Source organism: Burkholderia sp. MSMB617WGS, from assembly GCF_001532025.2.
Taxonomy (GTDB): Bacteria; Pseudomonadota; Gammaproteobacteria; order Burkholderiales; family Burkholderiaceae; genus Burkholderia; species Burkholderia savannae.
Window position 1 is genome coordinate 15,917 of sequence record NZ_CP013457.1, and the last position, 16,885, is coordinate 32,801.

At 64.8% G+C, this 16,885-nt stretch carries 14 protein-coding genes; 8 read left to right on the forward strand and 6 right to left on the reverse strand.

Annotated elements, in window-relative coordinates:
* Positions 1-208: 208 nt before the first annotated feature.
* The 4 genes from WT60_RS00090 to WT60_RS00100 form a co-directional block, all read right to left on the reverse strand.
* Positions 209-2,332: a 3-hydroxyacyl-CoA dehydrogenase NAD-binding domain-containing protein gene (locus WT60_RS00090; RefSeq protein WP_060356242.1), complete on the reverse strand. Its 2,124-nt coding sequence runs from the start codon at positions 2,330-2,332 to the stop codon at positions 209-211.
* Positions 2,333-2,344: 12 nt separating this feature from the next.
* Entirely contained in the window at positions 2,345-3,550 is a 1,206-nt protein-coding gene (locus WT60_RS00095) for an acetyl-CoA C-acetyltransferase (RefSeq protein WP_059577818.1), read from the reverse strand.
* Positions 3,551-3,608: 58 nt separating this feature from the next.
* The gene (locus WT60_RS33300) at positions 3,609-3,989 is read right to left on the reverse strand and encodes a hypothetical protein (protein ID WP_145986699.1); all 381 of its coding nucleotides are present in this window, start codon (positions 3,987-3,989) and stop codon (positions 3,609-3,611) included.
* Positions 3,990-4,175: 186 nt separating this feature from the next.
* Positions 4,176-5,312: an acyl-CoA dehydrogenase family protein gene (locus WT60_RS00100; RefSeq protein ID WP_060356243.1), complete on the reverse strand. Its 1,137-nt coding sequence runs from the start codon at positions 5,310-5,312 to the stop codon at positions 4,176-4,178.
* A gap of 110 nt (positions 5,313-5,422) precedes the next feature.
* Here WT60_RS00100 and WT60_RS00105 point away from each other — a divergent pair, with 110 nt between their 5' ends.
* From WT60_RS00105 to WT60_RS00115, 3 genes are all read left to right on the forward strand, one after another.
* Positions 5,423-6,496: a helix-turn-helix domain-containing protein gene (locus WT60_RS00105; RefSeq protein ID WP_038749945.1), complete on the forward strand. Its 1,074-nt coding sequence runs from the start codon at positions 5,423-5,425 to the stop codon at positions 6,494-6,496.
* 825 nt (positions 6,497-7,321) lie between these two features.
* Positions 7,322-8,158: a PaaX family transcriptional regulator C-terminal domain-containing protein gene (locus WT60_RS00110; RefSeq protein ID WP_038749948.1), complete on the forward strand. Its 837-nt coding sequence runs from the start codon at positions 7,322-7,324 to the stop codon at positions 8,156-8,158.
* Between the two features lie 26 nt (positions 8,159-8,184).
* On the forward strand, positions 8,185-9,174 hold the full coding sequence (locus WT60_RS00115) for a fatty acid desaturase family protein (RefSeq protein WP_060356244.1): 990 nt from the start codon (positions 8,185-8,187) through the stop codon (positions 9,172-9,174).
* An 877-nt stretch (positions 9,175-10,051) separates the two neighbouring features.
* On the opposite strand, the gene WT60_RS00120 is transcribed toward WT60_RS00115, so the two are convergent.
* Both WT60_RS00120 and WT60_RS00125 read right to left on the reverse strand, forming a co-directional pair.
* Positions 10,052-11,230, reverse strand: a complete 1,179-nt coding sequence (locus tag WT60_RS00120; RefSeq protein ID WP_038749953.1) for a DUF1700 domain-containing protein — start codon at positions 11,228-11,230, stop codon at positions 10,052-10,054.
* On the reverse strand, positions 11,227-11,568 hold the full coding sequence (locus WT60_RS00125; protein ID WP_038749955.1) for a PadR family transcriptional regulator: 342 nt from the start codon (positions 11,566-11,568) through the stop codon (positions 11,227-11,229). The genes WT60_RS00120 and WT60_RS00125 overlap by 4 nt, the downstream gene beginning before the upstream one ends.
* Positions 11,569-12,578: 1,010 nt before the next feature.
* Here WT60_RS00125 and WT60_RS00130 point away from each other — a divergent pair.
* The 5 genes from WT60_RS00130 to WT60_RS34985 all read left to right on the forward strand — a co-directional run bounded on the left by WT60_RS00130 (position 12,579) and on the right by WT60_RS34985 (position 16,885).
* Positions 12,579-12,812 carry a hypothetical protein gene (locus WT60_RS00130; RefSeq protein WP_038749958.1) on the forward strand — a complete coding sequence of 78 codons (234 nt, stop codon included), beginning with the start codon at positions 12,579-12,581 and terminating at the stop codon, positions 12,810-12,812.
* Positions 12,813-12,912: 100 nt separating this feature from the next.
* Positions 12,913-14,103: a hypothetical protein gene (locus WT60_RS00135; protein WP_038749960.1), complete on the forward strand. Its 1,191-nt coding sequence runs from the start codon at positions 12,913-12,915 to the stop codon at positions 14,101-14,103.
* Entirely contained in the window at positions 14,103-15,302 is a 1,200-nt protein-coding gene (locus WT60_RS00140) for an MFS transporter (RefSeq protein ID WP_060356245.1), read from the forward strand. The genes WT60_RS00135 and WT60_RS00140 overlap by 1 nt, the downstream gene beginning before the upstream one ends.
* A gap of 2 nt (positions 15,303-15,304) precedes the next feature.
* A complete protein-coding gene (locus tag WT60_RS00145) occupies positions 15,305-16,183 on the forward strand; it encodes a class I SAM-dependent methyltransferase (RefSeq protein WP_231752892.1) in 879 nt (292 codons plus the stop codon).
* A gap of 6 nt (positions 16,184-16,189) precedes the next feature.
* On the forward strand, positions 16,190-16,885 hold the full coding sequence (locus tag WT60_RS34985) for a hypothetical protein (protein WP_226377175.1): 696 nt from the start codon (positions 16,190-16,192) through the stop codon (positions 16,883-16,885).

The window sequence follows — 16,885 nt, forward strand, 5'->3', positions numbered from 1 at the left end:
ATGCGTGCGCGATGCGTTATGACGCAACTGACGCAACCGACTCGACTGACGCGACGCAATGCCTGCGATGTCCGCGATACGACGCGCCACGACGCGATGCGTTACGACGCCGCATCACGCGCCTCGCCGCGCGCGGCGCACAACGCGATCGCGCACGCGGCGCGAAGCCCGGCGCACCCCGATCACCGCACGCTTCGACACGCCCCGCTCAGTAGAAGCTCTGCCCCTGCGCCGCCATCTCGCGCAACAGTGTCGGCACGGCGAAGCGCGCGCCGTACTGCGCCGCAAGACGATCGCACGTCGCGACGAACGCGTCCACCCCGACGCCGTGGATATGCGACAGCGGCCCGCCGCGAAACGCCGGGAAGCCCCAGCCGAGGATCGCGCCGACGTCCGCGTCGCGAGCCGTCGTCAGCACGCGCTCCACGAGGCAGCGTGCGGTCTCGACCGCCTGCACCGTCACGAGCCGCTCGATCAGCGTCTTCACGTCGGGCTGCTCGGCCGCAGCCGGAAACTCGCTCGCGAGCCCCGGCCACAACGCCTTCTTGCCGCCGTTCGCCGGATAGTCGTAATAGCCGCGCCCCGCCTTGCGGCCGAGCCGGCCGAGCTCGACCATCCGCGCGGCCACGTCCTCGCCGGGGCGCGCGACGTACGCGTCGCCGAGATCGGCGCGCGTCTGCTTCGTGATCTTGTGGATCAGCTCGCTCGACACCTCGTCGGTCAACGCAAGCGGCCCGACCGGCATCCCGGCGAGCAGCCCGGCGCTCTCGATCAGCGCGGGCGCGACGCCCTCGGCGAGCATCGCGAGCCCTTCGAGCACGTACGTCGAGAACACGCGGCTCGTGTAGAAGCCGCGCGAATCGTTGACGACGATCGGCGTCATGCCGATCGCCTTCACATAATCGAGCGCGCGCGCAAGCGTCTGCTGGCTCGTTTCGCGCCCGACGATCACTTCGACGAGCGGCATCTTCTCGACGGGCGAGAAGAAATGCAGGCCGATGAAGTTCGCCGGCCGCGCGCTCGCCTGCGCCAACCCCGAGATCGGCAGCGTCGACGTGTTCGACGCGAAGAGGGCGTCGGGCGCGAGCACGGCTTCGCTCTTGCGCGTGACGTCGGCCTTGATCGCGCGATCCTCGAACACCGCCTCGATCACGAGCTCCGCGCCGTCGAGCCGCGCGAAGTCGGTCGTCGGCGTGATCTTCGCGACGAGCGCGTCGGCCTTCTCCTGCGCGAGCCGGCCGCGCTGCACCTGCTTGTCGACGAGCTTGCGCGAGTAGTCCTTGCCGCGCGCGGCCGCTTCGTCGCTCGTGTCGATCAGCACGACGTCGAGCCCCGCCTTCGCGCTCACGTACGCGACGCCCGCGCCCATCATGCCCGCGCCGAGCACGCCGATCTTCCGGTAGCGCTGCGTCGGCACGCCCGCCGGCCGCGCGGCGAGCTTGTTCGCTTCGTTCATCCCGAAGAACAGCGTGCGGATCATCGCCTTCGCTTCCGGCGACAGCACCGCCTTCACGAAATAGCGCGCTTCCGTCTTCAGGCCCGTGTCGAGATCCGTCAGCAGCCCTTCGTACACGCACGACAGGATGCTCGCGACGGCCGGATAGTTGCCGTATGTCTTCTGTCGCGCGAGCGCGTTCGCCGCCATGAACACCTGCTGGACGGACGGGTGCGTGAGCGCGCCGCCCGGAATCCTGAAGCCCTTCGCGTCCCACGGCTGCGTCGCGGTGCGGCGGCTCGCGTCGAGCAGCCACGCGCGCGCGGCGGCGCTCTCCTCGCCCGCCGGCACGACCGCGTGCAGGATGCCGGCCTTCAGCGCATCGGCCGCCTTCAGCCGCTTGCCTTCGAGCAGGAGCGGCAGCGACGCCTGGACGCCGACGAGGCGCGGCAGGCGCTGCGTGCCGCCGCCGCCCGGCAACAGGCCGAGCGTCACCTCGGGCAGCCCGAAGCGCGCTTTCGGATTGTCGGCCGCGACGCGATAATGGCCCGCGAGCGCGATCTCCAAGCCGCCGCCGAGCGCCGAGCCCGGCATCGCGATCGCCACCGGCTTGCCGCCCGTCTCGAGCGCGCGCAGCGCGCGGTGCAGCTCGCACGTGCGCTCGAAGAGCGTTGCCGCGTCGTTGCTCGCCTGCAGCCATTCGAGGTCGCCGCCCGCGATGAAATCGGGCTTCGCCGACGTGACGAGTATCCCCTTCGCCGCCGCGTCCTGAAGCGCGCGCGCCGCCGCCGCGAAGAACGCCTCGCAGCTCTCGCCGTTCAGCACGTTCTGGCTGCGCTCGGGCAGGTTCCACGTGAGGGTCGCGATGCCGTCGTCATCGAGCGTGTAATCGATCATGGTGGTCCCCCGTCAAATCCGTTCGATGATGGTCGCCGTGCCCATGCCGGCGCCCACGCACAGTGTCGCGAGGCCCGTGGCCGCGCCGCGCCGCTCGAGCTCGTCGAGCAGCGTGCCGAGGATCATCGCGCCCGTCGCGCCGAGCGGATGGCCCATCGCGATCGCACCGCCGTTCACGTTGATCCTGTCGTGCGAAATCGCCATCACGTCCATGAAGCGCAGCACGACCGACGCGAACGCTTCGTTCAGCTCGTACAAATCGATGTCGGCCGCGCGCATGCCGGCGCGCTTGAGCGCCTTCTCGGCCGCGTAGCTCGGCCCCGTCAGCATGATCGACGGCTCCGAGCCGATGCTCGCGAACGAGCGAATCCGCGCGCGCGGCGCGAGGCCCGCGCGCTTGCCCGCCTCCAGCGTGCCGATCAGCACGGCCGCCGCGCCGTCGACGATCCCCGAGCTGTTGCCCGCGTGATGCACGTGCTCGATGCGCTCGAGCTCCGGATAGCGCTGGCGGATCACCGCGTCGAAGCCGTACATCTCGCCCAGTTCGGCGAACGACGGCTTGAGCGCCGCGAGCGTGTCGAGCGTCGTCTGCGGGCGGATCGTCTCGTCTCGATCGAGAATCGTCAGGCCGTTGTCGTCGCGCACCGGCACGATCGAGCGCGCGAACCAGCCGGCCTGCGTCGCCGCATGCGCGCGGCGGTGGCTTTCGACCGCGTATGCGTCGACGTCGGCGCGGCTGTAGCCCCACTTCGTCGCGATCGTGTCCGCCGACACGCCCTGCGGCACGAAGTAGCTCGGAATCGCGATCGCCGGATCGACCGGCCACGCGCCGCCGCTCGAGCCCATCGGCACGCGCGACATGCTCTCGACGCCGCCGCCGATCGCCATGTCCGACTGGCCGGACATCACCTGCGCGGCGGCCATGTTGCACGCTTCGAGGCCCGACGCGCAGAAGCGGTTGATCTGCACGCCGGCCGTCGTCTGCGCGTAGCCGGCCGCGAGCACGGCGATGCGGCCGATGCACGCGCCCTGCTCGCCGACGGGCTCGACGCAGCCGAGCACGACGTCGTCGACGAGGCTCGTGTCGAGTGCGTTGCGGTCGCGAATCGCGCGCAACGCGGTGTCGGCGAGCCGCAGCGGCGTGACGCCGTGCAGGCTGCCGTCCTTCTTGCCTTTGCCGCGCGGCGTGCGCACGGCGTCGAAGATGTAGGCTTCCATCGATCGTTCCTTGGGTTGATAGGGACGGCCTGTCAGGACGGCCTGTCAGGACGGCCGGTCAGAGCTGCATTCGGACGGCGGTCGAGGCGGCCGGGGCGGTCGCGTCGCACTGCCGGCCGAGTCGTTCTCGTCGGGTCTTGCTGATCTCGCCGATCGGGTCTTGCGGGCCGACGGTTTTGGTCGGGCGGTCGGGCGGTCGGGCAGCCAAGCCGGCGTTCGGGCGGGCGGATCGGCTCTTCGACAAACAAACCGACCTCGAGCGGCTCGGCGAGCCATTCGGCAATTCCTCGGCGAACGCCGGCGAGTCATGCGGCCTGACGCTTGGCGAGCCGTCCGGCGAACCGTTCGACAAACCAATGCTCATGCCGCGCGGAAAACCGGCCGAACCGCTGCCCGCCGCCGCGCCGTGCCGAACTCCGTTCGATCGCTTGTCCGACACGATCGACGCTGCGGATGCGTGCCGAACGTCCGGCACGCCCCAAGCGCCTCCAGTGCCCCAGCGCCTCAGCACCCCACGCGCCCTCATCGTCCAATGCGCCGACCGAGAAGCCGAAGCACCGCCCCGCCCGCACCGCGACGCGCGGCTGTGCCGGGCCGCGCGGCCTGCGCACGCCGGCCGCGCACGTCACAGCGTGCGCGCGATCAGCTCCTTCATGATTTCATTGGTGCCGCCGTAAATCTGCTGCACGCGCGAATCGGCCCACGCGCGCGCGATCGGGTATTCCCACATGTAGCCGTAGCCGCCGTGCAGCTGCACGCAGCGGTCGATCACCTTGAATTGCAGCTCGGTCGTCCAGTACTTCGCCATCGACGCCGTCGCCGCATCAAGCTTGCCCGCGAGTTGCAGCTCGATGCACTTGTCGACGAACACGCGCCCGATCTGGATCTCGCTCTTGAGCTCGGCGAGCGCTTGGCGGCTCGTCTGGAAGTCGATCACCGCGCGGCCGAACGCGCGCCGCTCGCGCGTGTAGTCGAGCGTCCACGCAAGCGCCGCCTCAGCCGCTGCGATCGCGCTGATCGCGATCTGCAGCCGCTCCCACGGCAGCTCCTGCATCAGGTAGACGAAGCCGCGGTTCTCTTCGCCGAGCAGGTTGCCGGCCGGCACGCGCACGCCGTCGAAAAACAGCTCGGACGTGTCCTGCGCCTTCATGCCGACCTTCTTCAGCCGCTTGCCCTTGCTGAAGCCCGGCATGCCCGTGTCGACGACGAACAGGCTCGTGCCCTTCGAGCCGCCTTCGGGCGTCGTGCGCGCGACGACGATCACGACGTCCGCGTGCCAGCCGTTCGTGATGAAGATCTTCGAGCCGTTGAGCACGTAGTGGTCGCCTTCGCGCACCGCGCTCGTGCGCACGCCTTGCAGGTCGGAGCCCGCGCCGGGCTCGGTCATCGCGATCGCGCCGATCATCTCGGCGCTCGCGAGCTTCGGCAGATAGCGCGCCTTCAGCGCGTCGCTGCCGTAATGGAGGATGTACGGCGCGACGATCTCCGAATGCAGCCCGAAGCCGAGCCCCGACGCGCCCGCGCGCGCGATCTCCTCGAACAGCACCACGCTGTAGCGGATGTCCGCGCCCGCGCCGCCGTATGCCTCCGGCATGCTCGCGCAGTGGTAGCCGGCCTTGGCCGCCTTCGTCCACACGTCGCGGTCGACGTAGCCCTGATCTTCCCAGCGCTCGTGGTGCGGCATCACTTCAGACTCGATGAATCGGCGGACGGACTCGCGGAACTGCTCGTGCTCTTCGGCGAAGATGGTGCGTGGAATCATGGCGTCTCCAATGAGGGAATCGCTCGGCGGCCGGCGTCGGCGCCTGCTGTTTGCGGTATTTGAGCAAGTCCGCGACAATCTGCGTTGATTCGAAACGCCATTTTCTTGACATGAAAAAACAGCTGCGCGGCGCTGGCCGGCCCGGTGTCGCGATCCTTCTGCCGCCGCGGCTGTTGGGCGGCTACGTTTTCCTCACGCAGGAAATGCTGCTGCTCGCCGGCACGATGAGGGCGCGCAGCCTCGACGTCGTCAACAGCCGGCTGTTCGACATCGCGATCCTGTCGCACGACGGCCGGCCGGTGCGGACGATCGGCGGCATCGACGTGCCGGCGACGGGCGCGCTGCGCGAGCCCGACGCGCACGAAGTCGTGATCGTTCCCGCGCAGTTCATGCCGGACGAGCAGATCGACGCGGTAGAGCGCGTCTTCATCGACTGGCTCAAGCGCCGCTACGCGGCGGGCGCGCTCGTCGTCGGGCTCAACGCGGCGCCGCTGATCGCGAAGGCCGGCCTGCTCGACGGGCGCGGCGCGACCGGACTGCCGAGCGAGCGCACGCTGTTCGCGCGGCATTTTCCGGCGGTGCGCTACATGCCGTCGGCGCCGCTCATCGTCGACGGGCGGCTCATCACCGTGAGCGGGATCAATCCGGCTGTCGACGCTTGCGCGTACGTGATCGACTACTGCTTCGGCGCGGGCGTGTCGCAGCGGCTGCTGCGGGTCGCGCTCACGCAGTCGCTGCCGTCGTACGAGCACATGGCCGTGTGGGCCGCGCAATACAAGCGGCACGGCGACGGGCCGGTGCTCGCGGTGCAGGATATCGTCGAGCGCGCGCTCGCGCATCCGCCGACGCTCGCCGAGCTCGCCGTGCGCGCGGCGATGAGCGAGCGCACGCTGTCGCGCCGCTTCGCAGCCGCGACCGGGTTGACGCTGCGGCGCTACGTCGCCGTGCTGCGCGTCGAGCTCGCCGCGTTCCTGCTGCGCACGAGCCGGATGACGCTCGATCACATCGCCGACGAATGCGGCTTCGCGAGCGCGAGCGCGCTGAGCCATGCGTTCCTGGCCGGGCATGGGTGCAGCCCGATTCAGTATCGGCATCGGCATCGGCCGGATGCGCGGCGGGCGGCGGCGGCGGGCGGCGGTGCGGGCGCGGTTTCGGGGGCGGGCGGGACGAACGCGGGCGACTGAGATCGGGAGTCGGGCAGCGGGCGCGCTGCAGGAAGAGGCAAAAGGGGCAAAAGGACCCAAAGAACCAAAGGAGCTGAAAAGAGGCTAAAAAGGGGCCGACTCGAACAATGAGAGCGCCAAACAAGCCGAAAGAAGCCGAAAGACCGGCGGGGCACGCGATGCGGCGTCCCAACGCGCTGAATGTGCAAGACGCGCGGCGGCACGCCGGCATCGCCGCGGGTTCGAACGCGCAGACGCGCGCCGGCCGCGTTCGTCGCCCGCTCCCGCGCGGTGGGCAACGCTCGCCCGCTTACGGCTCAAGACGGATCGGCACGCCCATCGCCTGCCGCCGAGCCGTTGCGCTTTGCCGTCGAATCGACACGCCGCGTCGCACGCAGCCGGCGACGCGAGAGCTCGCCGCGGCATCGTTCGCCTGCCGTTAGTCCGCCTTTTATCCTCCTTTTGTCTGCCTTTCGTCCTCCCTTTTGTCGGCCTTTTCCCGCCGTCCGTACGATCGGATAGCGAGCGCGCGGCTCGGTACGCAACGGCACGCCGCCCGGCGCCGTTCTCACCTTCACCCGCGAACGCCTCACCTTTCGCCGCAGCGTCGCGGCGTGTGAACGGCGTCGGCTCGCCATTCATTCCGCACTGCACGATCGCCGCTCTTTCCCGCCCCACAAGGCTCAGGCCGACTCCGGCATCGTGGCGAAGACAAACGCGACTGCGATGCCGCCCCCCCTCGTTCGCCGCCGCCTCCCTCGTCAATTCACTTGAAACATTACAAGAAAATCTATATAAATGAATTCTAAGTAATCACCTTTCGCTTTCCGACCAAGAAATCTCCCCATGACGCAACCCACCGCGAAACATCTGATCCTCGATTTGCTGGTCGCGAAGGACGGCGAGCCGCTGCAGGTGCGCGAAGCGATCATCGCGTGCCGGCTGTTCGGCCTCACCGAGAACAGCGTGCGCGTCGCGCTCGCGCGGCTCGCGGCCGAATCGCTCGTCGAAGGCGCCGAGCGCGGCAGCTACCGGCTCGGGCCGTCGGCCGTCGAGCTCTCCGAGGAGCTGACCGCGTGGCGCACCGTCGAATCGCGGCTGCGCCGCTGGAGCGGCGCGTATCTGATGGTGTCGTGCATCTCGCTCGGACGCGTCGATCGCACCGCGCTCGCGCGCCGCGAGCGCGCGCTCGAGATGCTCGGCTTCCGCGAATGGGACAAGAGCCTGTACATGCGCCCGGACAACGTCGAAGGCAACGTCGACGCCGTGCGCCGGCGGCTGACGAAGCTCGGCGTCGAGCCGTCGGCGGCGGTGTTCGTCGCAATGGGCTTCGACGCCGAGCAGGAAGCGCGCATCCGCGCGCTGTGGGACGGCGAGGCGCTGTCGGATACATATCGCACGCTCGGCGCGCAGCTCGAAGACTGGCTCGCGCGCGCACCGGAGCTCGATCTCGACGTCGCCGCGCGCGAGGCGTTCCTGCTCGGCGGCAAGGCGATCCGGCAAGTCGTGTTCGATCCGCTGCTGCCCGAGCCGTTCGTCGACGTCGCCGCGCGCGCCGCGTTCATCGAATGCGCGCGGCGCTACGTCGCGGCCGGCCACCGGGTCTGGCGCGCGCTCCTCGACAGCGAGCATCCGTCCGCGCCGGGCGCGGCGCGCGCCGCCGTGGCCGGCCATCTGCACTAGCGCGACGCATTGGGGGAGACATCGACATGACCGACAGAATCCGCATCCGCGACCTCTTCACCCGCGACGAGATCCGTTCGCTGACCGCACGCTCGAACCGGCGCGGCGCATGGGCGGTCGGCTCGACGTGGGCGGTGATCGCGCTCTCGTTCGCGGGCCTCGCCTACGCGCGCGCGCATTTCCCGCCGTGGGGCTTCGCGCTGGCGCTCGCGGTCGGCATGACGATTCTCGCCGGACGCCAGCTCTGTCTCGGCATCCTCCAGCACGACGCCGCGCACGGCACGCTGTTTCGCACGCGCTGGGCGAACGATGTGCTCGTCGACTGGCTGTGCGCGCGCCCGATCTGGAACGAGCTGCGCAAGTACCGCCCGTATCACCTGACTCACCACGCGACGACGTCGTCGAGCGCCGATCCGGATCTGTCGCTCGTCGCGGGCCTGCCGACGACGCGCGCGTCGCTCGCGCGCAAGTTTCTGCGCGACGTTTCCGGCGTGACGGGCGTCAAGTTCCTGATCGGCCGCGCGCTGATGGACGCGGGCGTGCTCGAGTGGTCGCTGACGAACGACATCCGGCGCGTGCCGCAGGCAGGCCGCCGCTGGCGGGACTATCCGCTCGCGTTCTTCCGCGCCGCGGCCGGCATGCTGATCACGAACGGCATCCTGCTCGGCGCGCTGTGGGCGAGCGGCCATCCGTGGCTGTACGGCGTGTGGGTGCTCGCGTACGTGACGCCGTTTCCGCTGTTCATCCGCATCCGTTCGATGGCCGAGCATGCGTGCCTCGAAACGGGCGACGATCCGCTGCGCAACACGCGCACGACGCACGCCGGCTGGCTCGCGCGCGCGACCGTCGCGCCGATTCGCGTGAACTACCACGTCGAGCATCACCTGATGGCGTCGGTGCCGTACTTCCGGCTGCCGAAGATGCACCGGATGCTGCGCGAGCGCGGCTGCGTCGCGCGGCCGCCGTCGTATTGGCAGGTGATGAAGGCCGTCAGCGGAAAGCCGCCGGCGGCCTGAGTTTTTCGAGCTTCGGCCCCGCGTCGGATGACGAGCGTCCGCCGTGGGATGAAACTTGCGGGCCCGGCGGCGCGTCGTGGTAATAAAGTACGGCACGGCGCCGGCGGCGGCTCGTTCCTGATGCCGCTCATTACACGGCGCGGTGTCCCGGCTCCGGCATCGCGGGCTCTCGCACGTCGTTCGACGTCGGACGACCGAGTTGCGGCGTTCATCAAGCCGGTACCGCTCGCCACGCTCGCCGTCTTGCTCGCTCACGTTCTCCCGCCGTCGATGCGACGGAGCAGATGCCGCGTCACGATCCGAGCTATCGAACCGTCGCGTTTTTCTGCAATGCAAGTGAGCGATGGGCCAGACGCCACCGCATTCGATGCAGCACACAGAACAGCTTCAATCCGAACGAGAAAGCCTGCCCGCAACCAGTGGACAATTTAGGGATAAACCACCACTCGGACTGTGCACCCCAAAAGTTGTTCTTCACGGTGCGCGACAATTCATTGCCTGTACAGATGGTTGGCCGATCGACAGGGCATTGATGCGAAAGGCATCTTGGCGCTTATCCACAGAAGACCACAGCCTTTATTGACTATTACTACATATGTATACAAACAAAATACAAAAAAACAGACGGTAATCCATATGTCCGACGGCACAGAAAAAGATGCGCCGCCGCCGAGCGCTTATGCGAAGCGGCGATCATCCCGAATCCGTCGAACGCCCATCGCCGCACAGCCGGCGAGCATCCCTGCAAGCGGCACTTTTTCACAACCGCTCGAAGTCTCCGAGCACCGATTTCTTCAGGGGACAAAAAAGGGCGCTCGAAACCCGGCCGAACGCCCTTGTCATTTCCACAGCCACGGCCTGACCGAATCGCCGAGCCTCAGCTCACCCGCTCCCGCTCGAGCTTCGCCGACACCGCATCGATCCGCCGCCGCACGTATCGCACGAGCGCGCGCCATGTGACCCGCGTGAGCCAGATGCACACGAGCAGCCCGACGATCCCGACCGGCAGCATCGCGAGCCCGTAGCCGAACGCGATGCCGCCGAGCGCGAATCCCGTCGGCGCGGCGACGCTGACGTGCTGCTTGCCGTTGTCGACCGTGATCCGGCCGCCGACGATCGACACCGAGTTCTCGCCGTTCGTCACCGACAGGTGCATGCCGCCGTGGCCGTCCGGCGTCATCTGCACGTTGCCGCCCGCGATGCCCGGAACGTTCAGGCCCGGCGCCGACGCCCCCGTGTTCGCGACCGTCATCTGATCGCCGCTCGCGCTCTTCAGATCGAGCGCGATCACGTCGGCGCGCGCGATGCTGAGCGTGTCGTCCTTGCCCGCCGCGAGCAGCTCGCGCGCGCCGTCGCCCATCGCGTCGATCGACAGCTTGCCGTCCTGCTTGCGCGCGTCTATCACGCCCTTGCGCGTGACGATCGACACGCGGCTGCCGTCGTGCAGGTCGAGCACGTAGCGCTCGCCGTCGACGCGCAGCTCCTTCGCGTCGTTCAGCGCATCGGCGGCCGCGGCGCTCGCGCTTTGCGCATCCTTCTCGATCTTGCCGCCTTGCGCCTGCTTGCCGCCCGGCGCGCCCTTGCCGGCCGCGGCGCCCGCGACGTCGGCCTGCCCCGCGCCGCCGCCGAACGGCAGCACGCCCGGCACAGGCGTGCCGAACACGTAATGGCTGCCGAACGCGACGAGCGTGACGAGGCCCGCCACCGTCAGCGCGCCGAAGAACACGTAGCCCGTCGTCAGCACGAGCATGTACAGCAGGAACGGCACGAGCAGGATCACGTGCAGCAGCCCGAGCCCGGCGATCGAGCCGACGACGCGCATCAGATTGCCGAACGAGCGCCGCTCCTCCCATTGCCGGAAGTTCGCCTGCGCCTTCAGCTCTCGGGCGAGTTTCTCCGGATCGCCGAGCGCGGCGATCACGTCTTCCTCCGCGCGCCCGGCCGCGAGCGCGTCGCCGATGTATTCGCGGTAATCGGCGACGATCTCGTCGACTTCCCGCTTCGGCAGGCTGTCGAGCGCCTGCCGCAACCGCTGGATGAATGCGTCCTGCTTCATTGCCGCTCCTCTCCGTGCGCCGGCGTGCGGTGCAGCGCCAGCACACCGTTGACTTCGTCGACGAAACTTCGCCACTCGTCCTCCATCTGCCGCAGGCTCGCGCGCCCGGCGTCGGTGATCGAGTAGTACTTGCGCGGCGGCCCCGACGTCGATTCGACGAGGTAGGTCGTGACCCACGCCTCGGCCTGCAAGCGCCGCATCAGCGGATAGATCGTGCCTTCGCTGATCTCCATCGTTTCGGCGAGGGTCGACACGAGCTCGTACGCGTAGCTGTCGCGCCGCGCCAGCACGGCGAGCACGCACATGTCGAGCGTGCCTTTCTTCAACTGGGTCTTCATTCCATTCCGCCGGCGTAGTGTGCGTTGCAAGGTACCCTGTTATGTTCTGCCGCGGTCCGTTATGCGGCGCGCCGTGAACATGGGCGGACTATAGCAGCCGGTATCGGTCAATGCAAGGTACTGTTTTATGCACGACGGGTATCACAAAGCGCGATGTGACACCCAAAGCAGGTTCAACGCCGGAATCCCAGAAAAATGCGTCGTTCCACATTGTGAACATCAATCAGCTCGTTGCTTGACGTGACGAGCAGCCAAGAGTTTGCTGCGTCCGCTTGGACTCCGACCCATCGCCTTACCTTATACGCAAGTCTGCCAACCGCACCCCGCAGGCCGGAACAAACCGTCGTCGGACAATGAGATAAACCGGGGCCCGTAAACTTTCGGCACGCTGCGTTTACTCCCGCTTGTTGCGTGAACGTCTTGGCCCTGAAAGCAGAAACCAAATTTGCTGACCTCGCTCCTGGTGAAGCGCGCCTGAACAAGCGAGCGAGGACATTGACGGAACGATCGGCGGCCAAGCCGACGGCTGGCGTGCCTCAGGCGTGTCGGGCTGGGGCAAGACGACGGTGGCGTACCGCTTCTTCGATAACGGCGAGGCCGAGTGAGGCGCAATTCTGGAGCCGCACTGGCCGGCAAGCCGCAGGGCTTTGGCCACTGTCTTACGCGATACCACGCGGAATGTATTTGCGTCCGACCCATGTGGCGACTCGACAGGGAAGCCCTTGTAGTACGGAAACGTCCGATTCTCGATCACCCAAATGAAACTCCGCATATATCGGAAATTTCTTAGTGAGGTTTGCGTAAAGCATTGATTTCAATGAACCGCGACACTGGGGAAGCGATTTATGCAGCACATTCCTAGAGCATCCACTGATTTATCGGCATTACAAATGCTTGACACACCGATTACATATAATGCAATGTGAAGCTGCGTGTAGCCTCTCAATTGAAAAACGAGGAAGCACGCGTCACCTGCCCTAAATTCAGTTTCGTTAAAAAGGAGCATCAATATGGCGATTTCCTTGGAAAACATAACGAGAATTCATGAATTGACCGCTGGCGAGGTCGAGCCGATCGTAGCCAACGTCAAATACGCGCAGCGTAACGACGCCGAGGTAGCGCCGGTTGTAGCGAATGTGAAATACGCACAGCGCAATGACGTCGAGGTAGAGCCGGTTGTGGCCAATGTCAAGTATGCGCAGCGTAACGATGAAGAAGTAATGGCTGTCGCCGAGGCTGTCTGAACGGCGCGGTAATGCTCATGCATTGCTGAATCCGCCTCTTGAGCAAGGGGCCTTGGCCTCTTGCTCACTTGTCCATGCTTCTCTGAACGGAGAGTCGAATATGGTCGCATTGTTGTCGCCGCAATTTGTGAAAGAATTATGGGGTAAGCAAGCGACGGAGCTGGCCATATCGCATATCCCATTCAATGATAGAGATGTGCTGGGTGCGCTCAAGGAATATGCGGTGTGCGCGAACGACATTCGATCGCGCAACGCTCAGTCGGAAGTCATAACCGCTTTCAACGGAAAGCGCACGTCGGAGCCGCGCTCCGATTTCCTTGTGCTTCCCACCGATAACACGCTCGAGGATTATGTATCGAGAATCGGGTGTCTTGCCGGCGACGACGAATGGACGGTCATGTACTACGGGCTGCATGCGGCAAGCCCCATCATCTGGGATGTCGCAAAAGCCTTTTCCGACCAACTCGCCCTGTCAATAGGCTATCGGCCTGGCGGCCGCGTCGATATTGACTGCTTTATCGGGCGATATTCATCCACCTATATCGGAATCCATGTGGATCATGCGCACAATTTCGGGTTCACCTTGCGCGATGGGAAAACGATGTTTACCTGGCCCGGAACCCGCTCGGATCTCGTTGGCGTGCGATTTCCAGACTATGAATCATTCAAGTCAGAAGGCATTCCGCTTGAGAACAAGACGAATCGAGTAACCTATTTTCCTGAGGACTGGCTTCACGTTGCCGAAACAAAATCCGACGTTTCAGTTAACGTGAATATCGCTTTTTGGGAAACCGGCAACGATTCTCAGCAAAACGCGAACTACGTGAAGGGCCTGCTGCGGGCGCCCAATCGTACCCGCCATGATGTGCGCTCCTCAGGCATCGCGAGCCTGAACCCTGATGATGAGCTTCTGCTTTCATCCCTGAAGGCCTTGCTTGACGGCGCGTCTCTGAAAAGACGCATGATGATTTCTCAACTCATCTCGGACACCAGCAGCCGCCTGAATGTCGGCCGTCCAATCGTCGAAGTCGAAGAACTGGACGATGTCATCGCCCTCAACGCCGTCAGCACCCTGCACTGGATGCCAATATTGCAGGAGGGGGAGGTCCTGGTCGCGGCCAACGGTCACTGCGGCAGCTTCAGATACAGCCACGCATTGCATGACTTTCTGAATTGCCTGTCCGCCGGTCAGCAAGTGAACATTTTGGATTTATCGAGCGGGAAAGACAGGCTGCTTAATGACGATCTCCTGAGTGTCGCCGCATCGCTGGCGCGGTGGGGAGCGCTTTGATGGGCATCCGAGGTCGATGGGCGCTCGTTTTTATTTGTATCTCCCTGTCGTTTGGCAGCTTCGCCGACGAAGCAGCGCAAGTGACCTTTGCCCTGAGACTGGCCGACAACACTTCCTCGGTATCGATATTGCTCGCCGCCGGTCTCATCGGAGGCATTCTTTCCGGCCCAATCGCACCCATGATCCTCCGGCGGATCGGGCCTCGCAAAACGATTCCCGCGGTATTTCTTCTTCAGTCGGTTCTGATCGCGGCCGCGTCCTTGGCCAATCAATTCTGGAGCTACGTCGTCGTGTCAATGGCGCTCGGGTCCACGGGGTCCCTTCAGTGGGCGGCAATCATGGTCGCCATTCCAAGCTACACAAACAACGAGCGGCACATCGATCGCGTCAACCGGATTACGCAATCGGTGCGGAACATGGGTTACGTGGGCGGCCCGGCTCTCGGCGGGCTGCTGTACGGCATGGCCCAGCGTTCGCGGGGGCTGCTGCTGCTGGCACTGTTGGTGTTGGTCGCCGCGCCTGTCACCGCGCTGTGTTTCAAGATGCTGGATTCTTCCAGTCAAAAATCGGATCGGGCGCCCACGCAGGAAAAGCAGAAGGGGCGACTCGACCTGCCTGATCTCTTTCGCACAGCCGGCGTGATCCGTGCGGTCGCCCCGTTGTTGATGACGGTCGTGCTGACATCCACGCTCAATGTGCTGTTGATATTTCGAATTCGCACCGAGCTGCAGTTCAGTGCCGAGATCTACGGATTCGTTATCAGCGCGTTGAGTGTGGGGCTGATCGTCGGTCCCGTGGTTTTTTCCGGGATGTTGGCGAGATTCGGCGATGCCGCCGGCGCCTCGATTGCCGCCAGTATTATCGGCTTCGGCATTTTATGGCTCGCATTGAGCGACGCGGCATGGATCATCATGTGCGCCACGTTTCTGATCGGATCGGCAAACGGCATCCAGAACACGCTCACGGCAAGTTTCATGATGAAGGCGATTGATCCGCAGCGGCGTGTCAACCTAATGCCGGCCTATATATTTTGCATCCAGACTTCGGTATTTCTCGGCTTCCTGAGCGCCGGCATGATCAGCACGGCACACGTGAGCACGGCTCTCGTGGCTGTTGGAATCGCAACGGCGATCATCGGCGCATGCGGCTTCGCGTGGAATGTCAAAAACCGACCAAGCATGGTTACAAAAGGAGCGTAGTGATGGATGGTATAGGGCGCTTCGGATCGAAGCCAAACGATACGAAATCAATCAAACTGCAAGCCCCTTTGGATCGCATCGTGACATCGGGCATAGCGGATCTCAGAGTCAGCCATTACTATTTCGACGAGCCGTTATTCGACGAATACGAATTGACGACCGTCCGTGCGACATGGGATTTTTCCGCCGCGGAATCCATTGTCCGGGATGGATACAATATTCTCGATCTAGGCTGCGGCGATGGCCGGCTGCTCCTGCACCTCGCCGAAAAATTCTCGCTGAAGGAGAGCTTTGGCATCGACATCTCTCCGGTCGCCATCGATCGCTTCAATGCGTCCATCAATCACAGCCACGTTCACGCGCTCCAGGGCGACATATTTGATCTGCCGACGCTGATCACACAACGACGCTTCGACGTCGTGACGTTTGGCGATGCGACCGTCAATTTCATTCTGGACGACGATAAGCTCGAAGTGCTGTTGCGCAGCGCGAAGGCACGGTTGCGCGACGCCGGATCGAGGATCATGGTCGCCGTATTCGGTGACGGAACGCCCGAGCGTCTTTCGTTCATGGACAAACGATGCACAGTGGTGCCGTTTCGGCGCAGCAACGGGGAAGCCGCGCTCATCTGGTGGGCCTACAAATACGACAGCGACAAGCTGATCATGCATCGATCGGTCTTCGCGCAATCGGGACGGAATGAAAACGGGAATATCGAAGGAGTCGTATGCGATCTTCGAGACCGGATGTGGACGCCGTCGACACTCGTCCCCATCGCGGAGGCCAGCGGCCTCACGGTCGAAAAAGTGATCGCATCCGAAGTGCAGGACGGGACGGCCGTGGGCATGGCAACGGCAATTGTCATACTGAAATCGGCTTGAACCACCATGAGAACAGATCCGATTCGACCCAACTTCTATCAGGGTACGGGGGGATATGCCTGGCAGCTCGCCGAATATCTCCAGGGCGACCAGGCTGACGGAAATGGCAGCTACACGCTCAGCAAGTCGATGCCGCCGGAATTGCGAAACCCGCTCGCAACCTGTCCTGAATGCCTGGCTCCGGACCGCTCGGTCAGATGGTCCAAGTCAGTGCGCATTACTCGCAATACGCCTCGGCTTGTCGGTGCGCGGGGGATTCGATCATCGCTTGTCGTGGTTGCAAGTGCGCAGGCGTTTGGAGGGTTTCGCCATGAAGACATTCACGCGCTCGCGGAAGGGACAACAGTGGGCGCGCTGCCGAGCATGGAAATCAATGGCGCAGTGCATGAAGCGGCCACGCTATTGGTCGCACTATATCGACATGGGTTCATCGAGACTGACCAGGAGTTCCCGGCATCTCCTCCGGTCCGCTATATGATCGAACCCACCTGCATCGTTGCCGACGCCCCCGGGATCGGACGCGTAGCCATCAATCAGCTCAATGGTCGAACCATTCGATTGAGCGAAGCTTCTCGAGATATCTTCTCCCTGGGCAAGCTTTTGAACGAGATACCGAAATCACTGCACCCGAACATCATCCACTTTGCGGAAGCCGGCATGTTGCGATTGATTTCTGGAGGGAACGCCCATGCACATGATTAG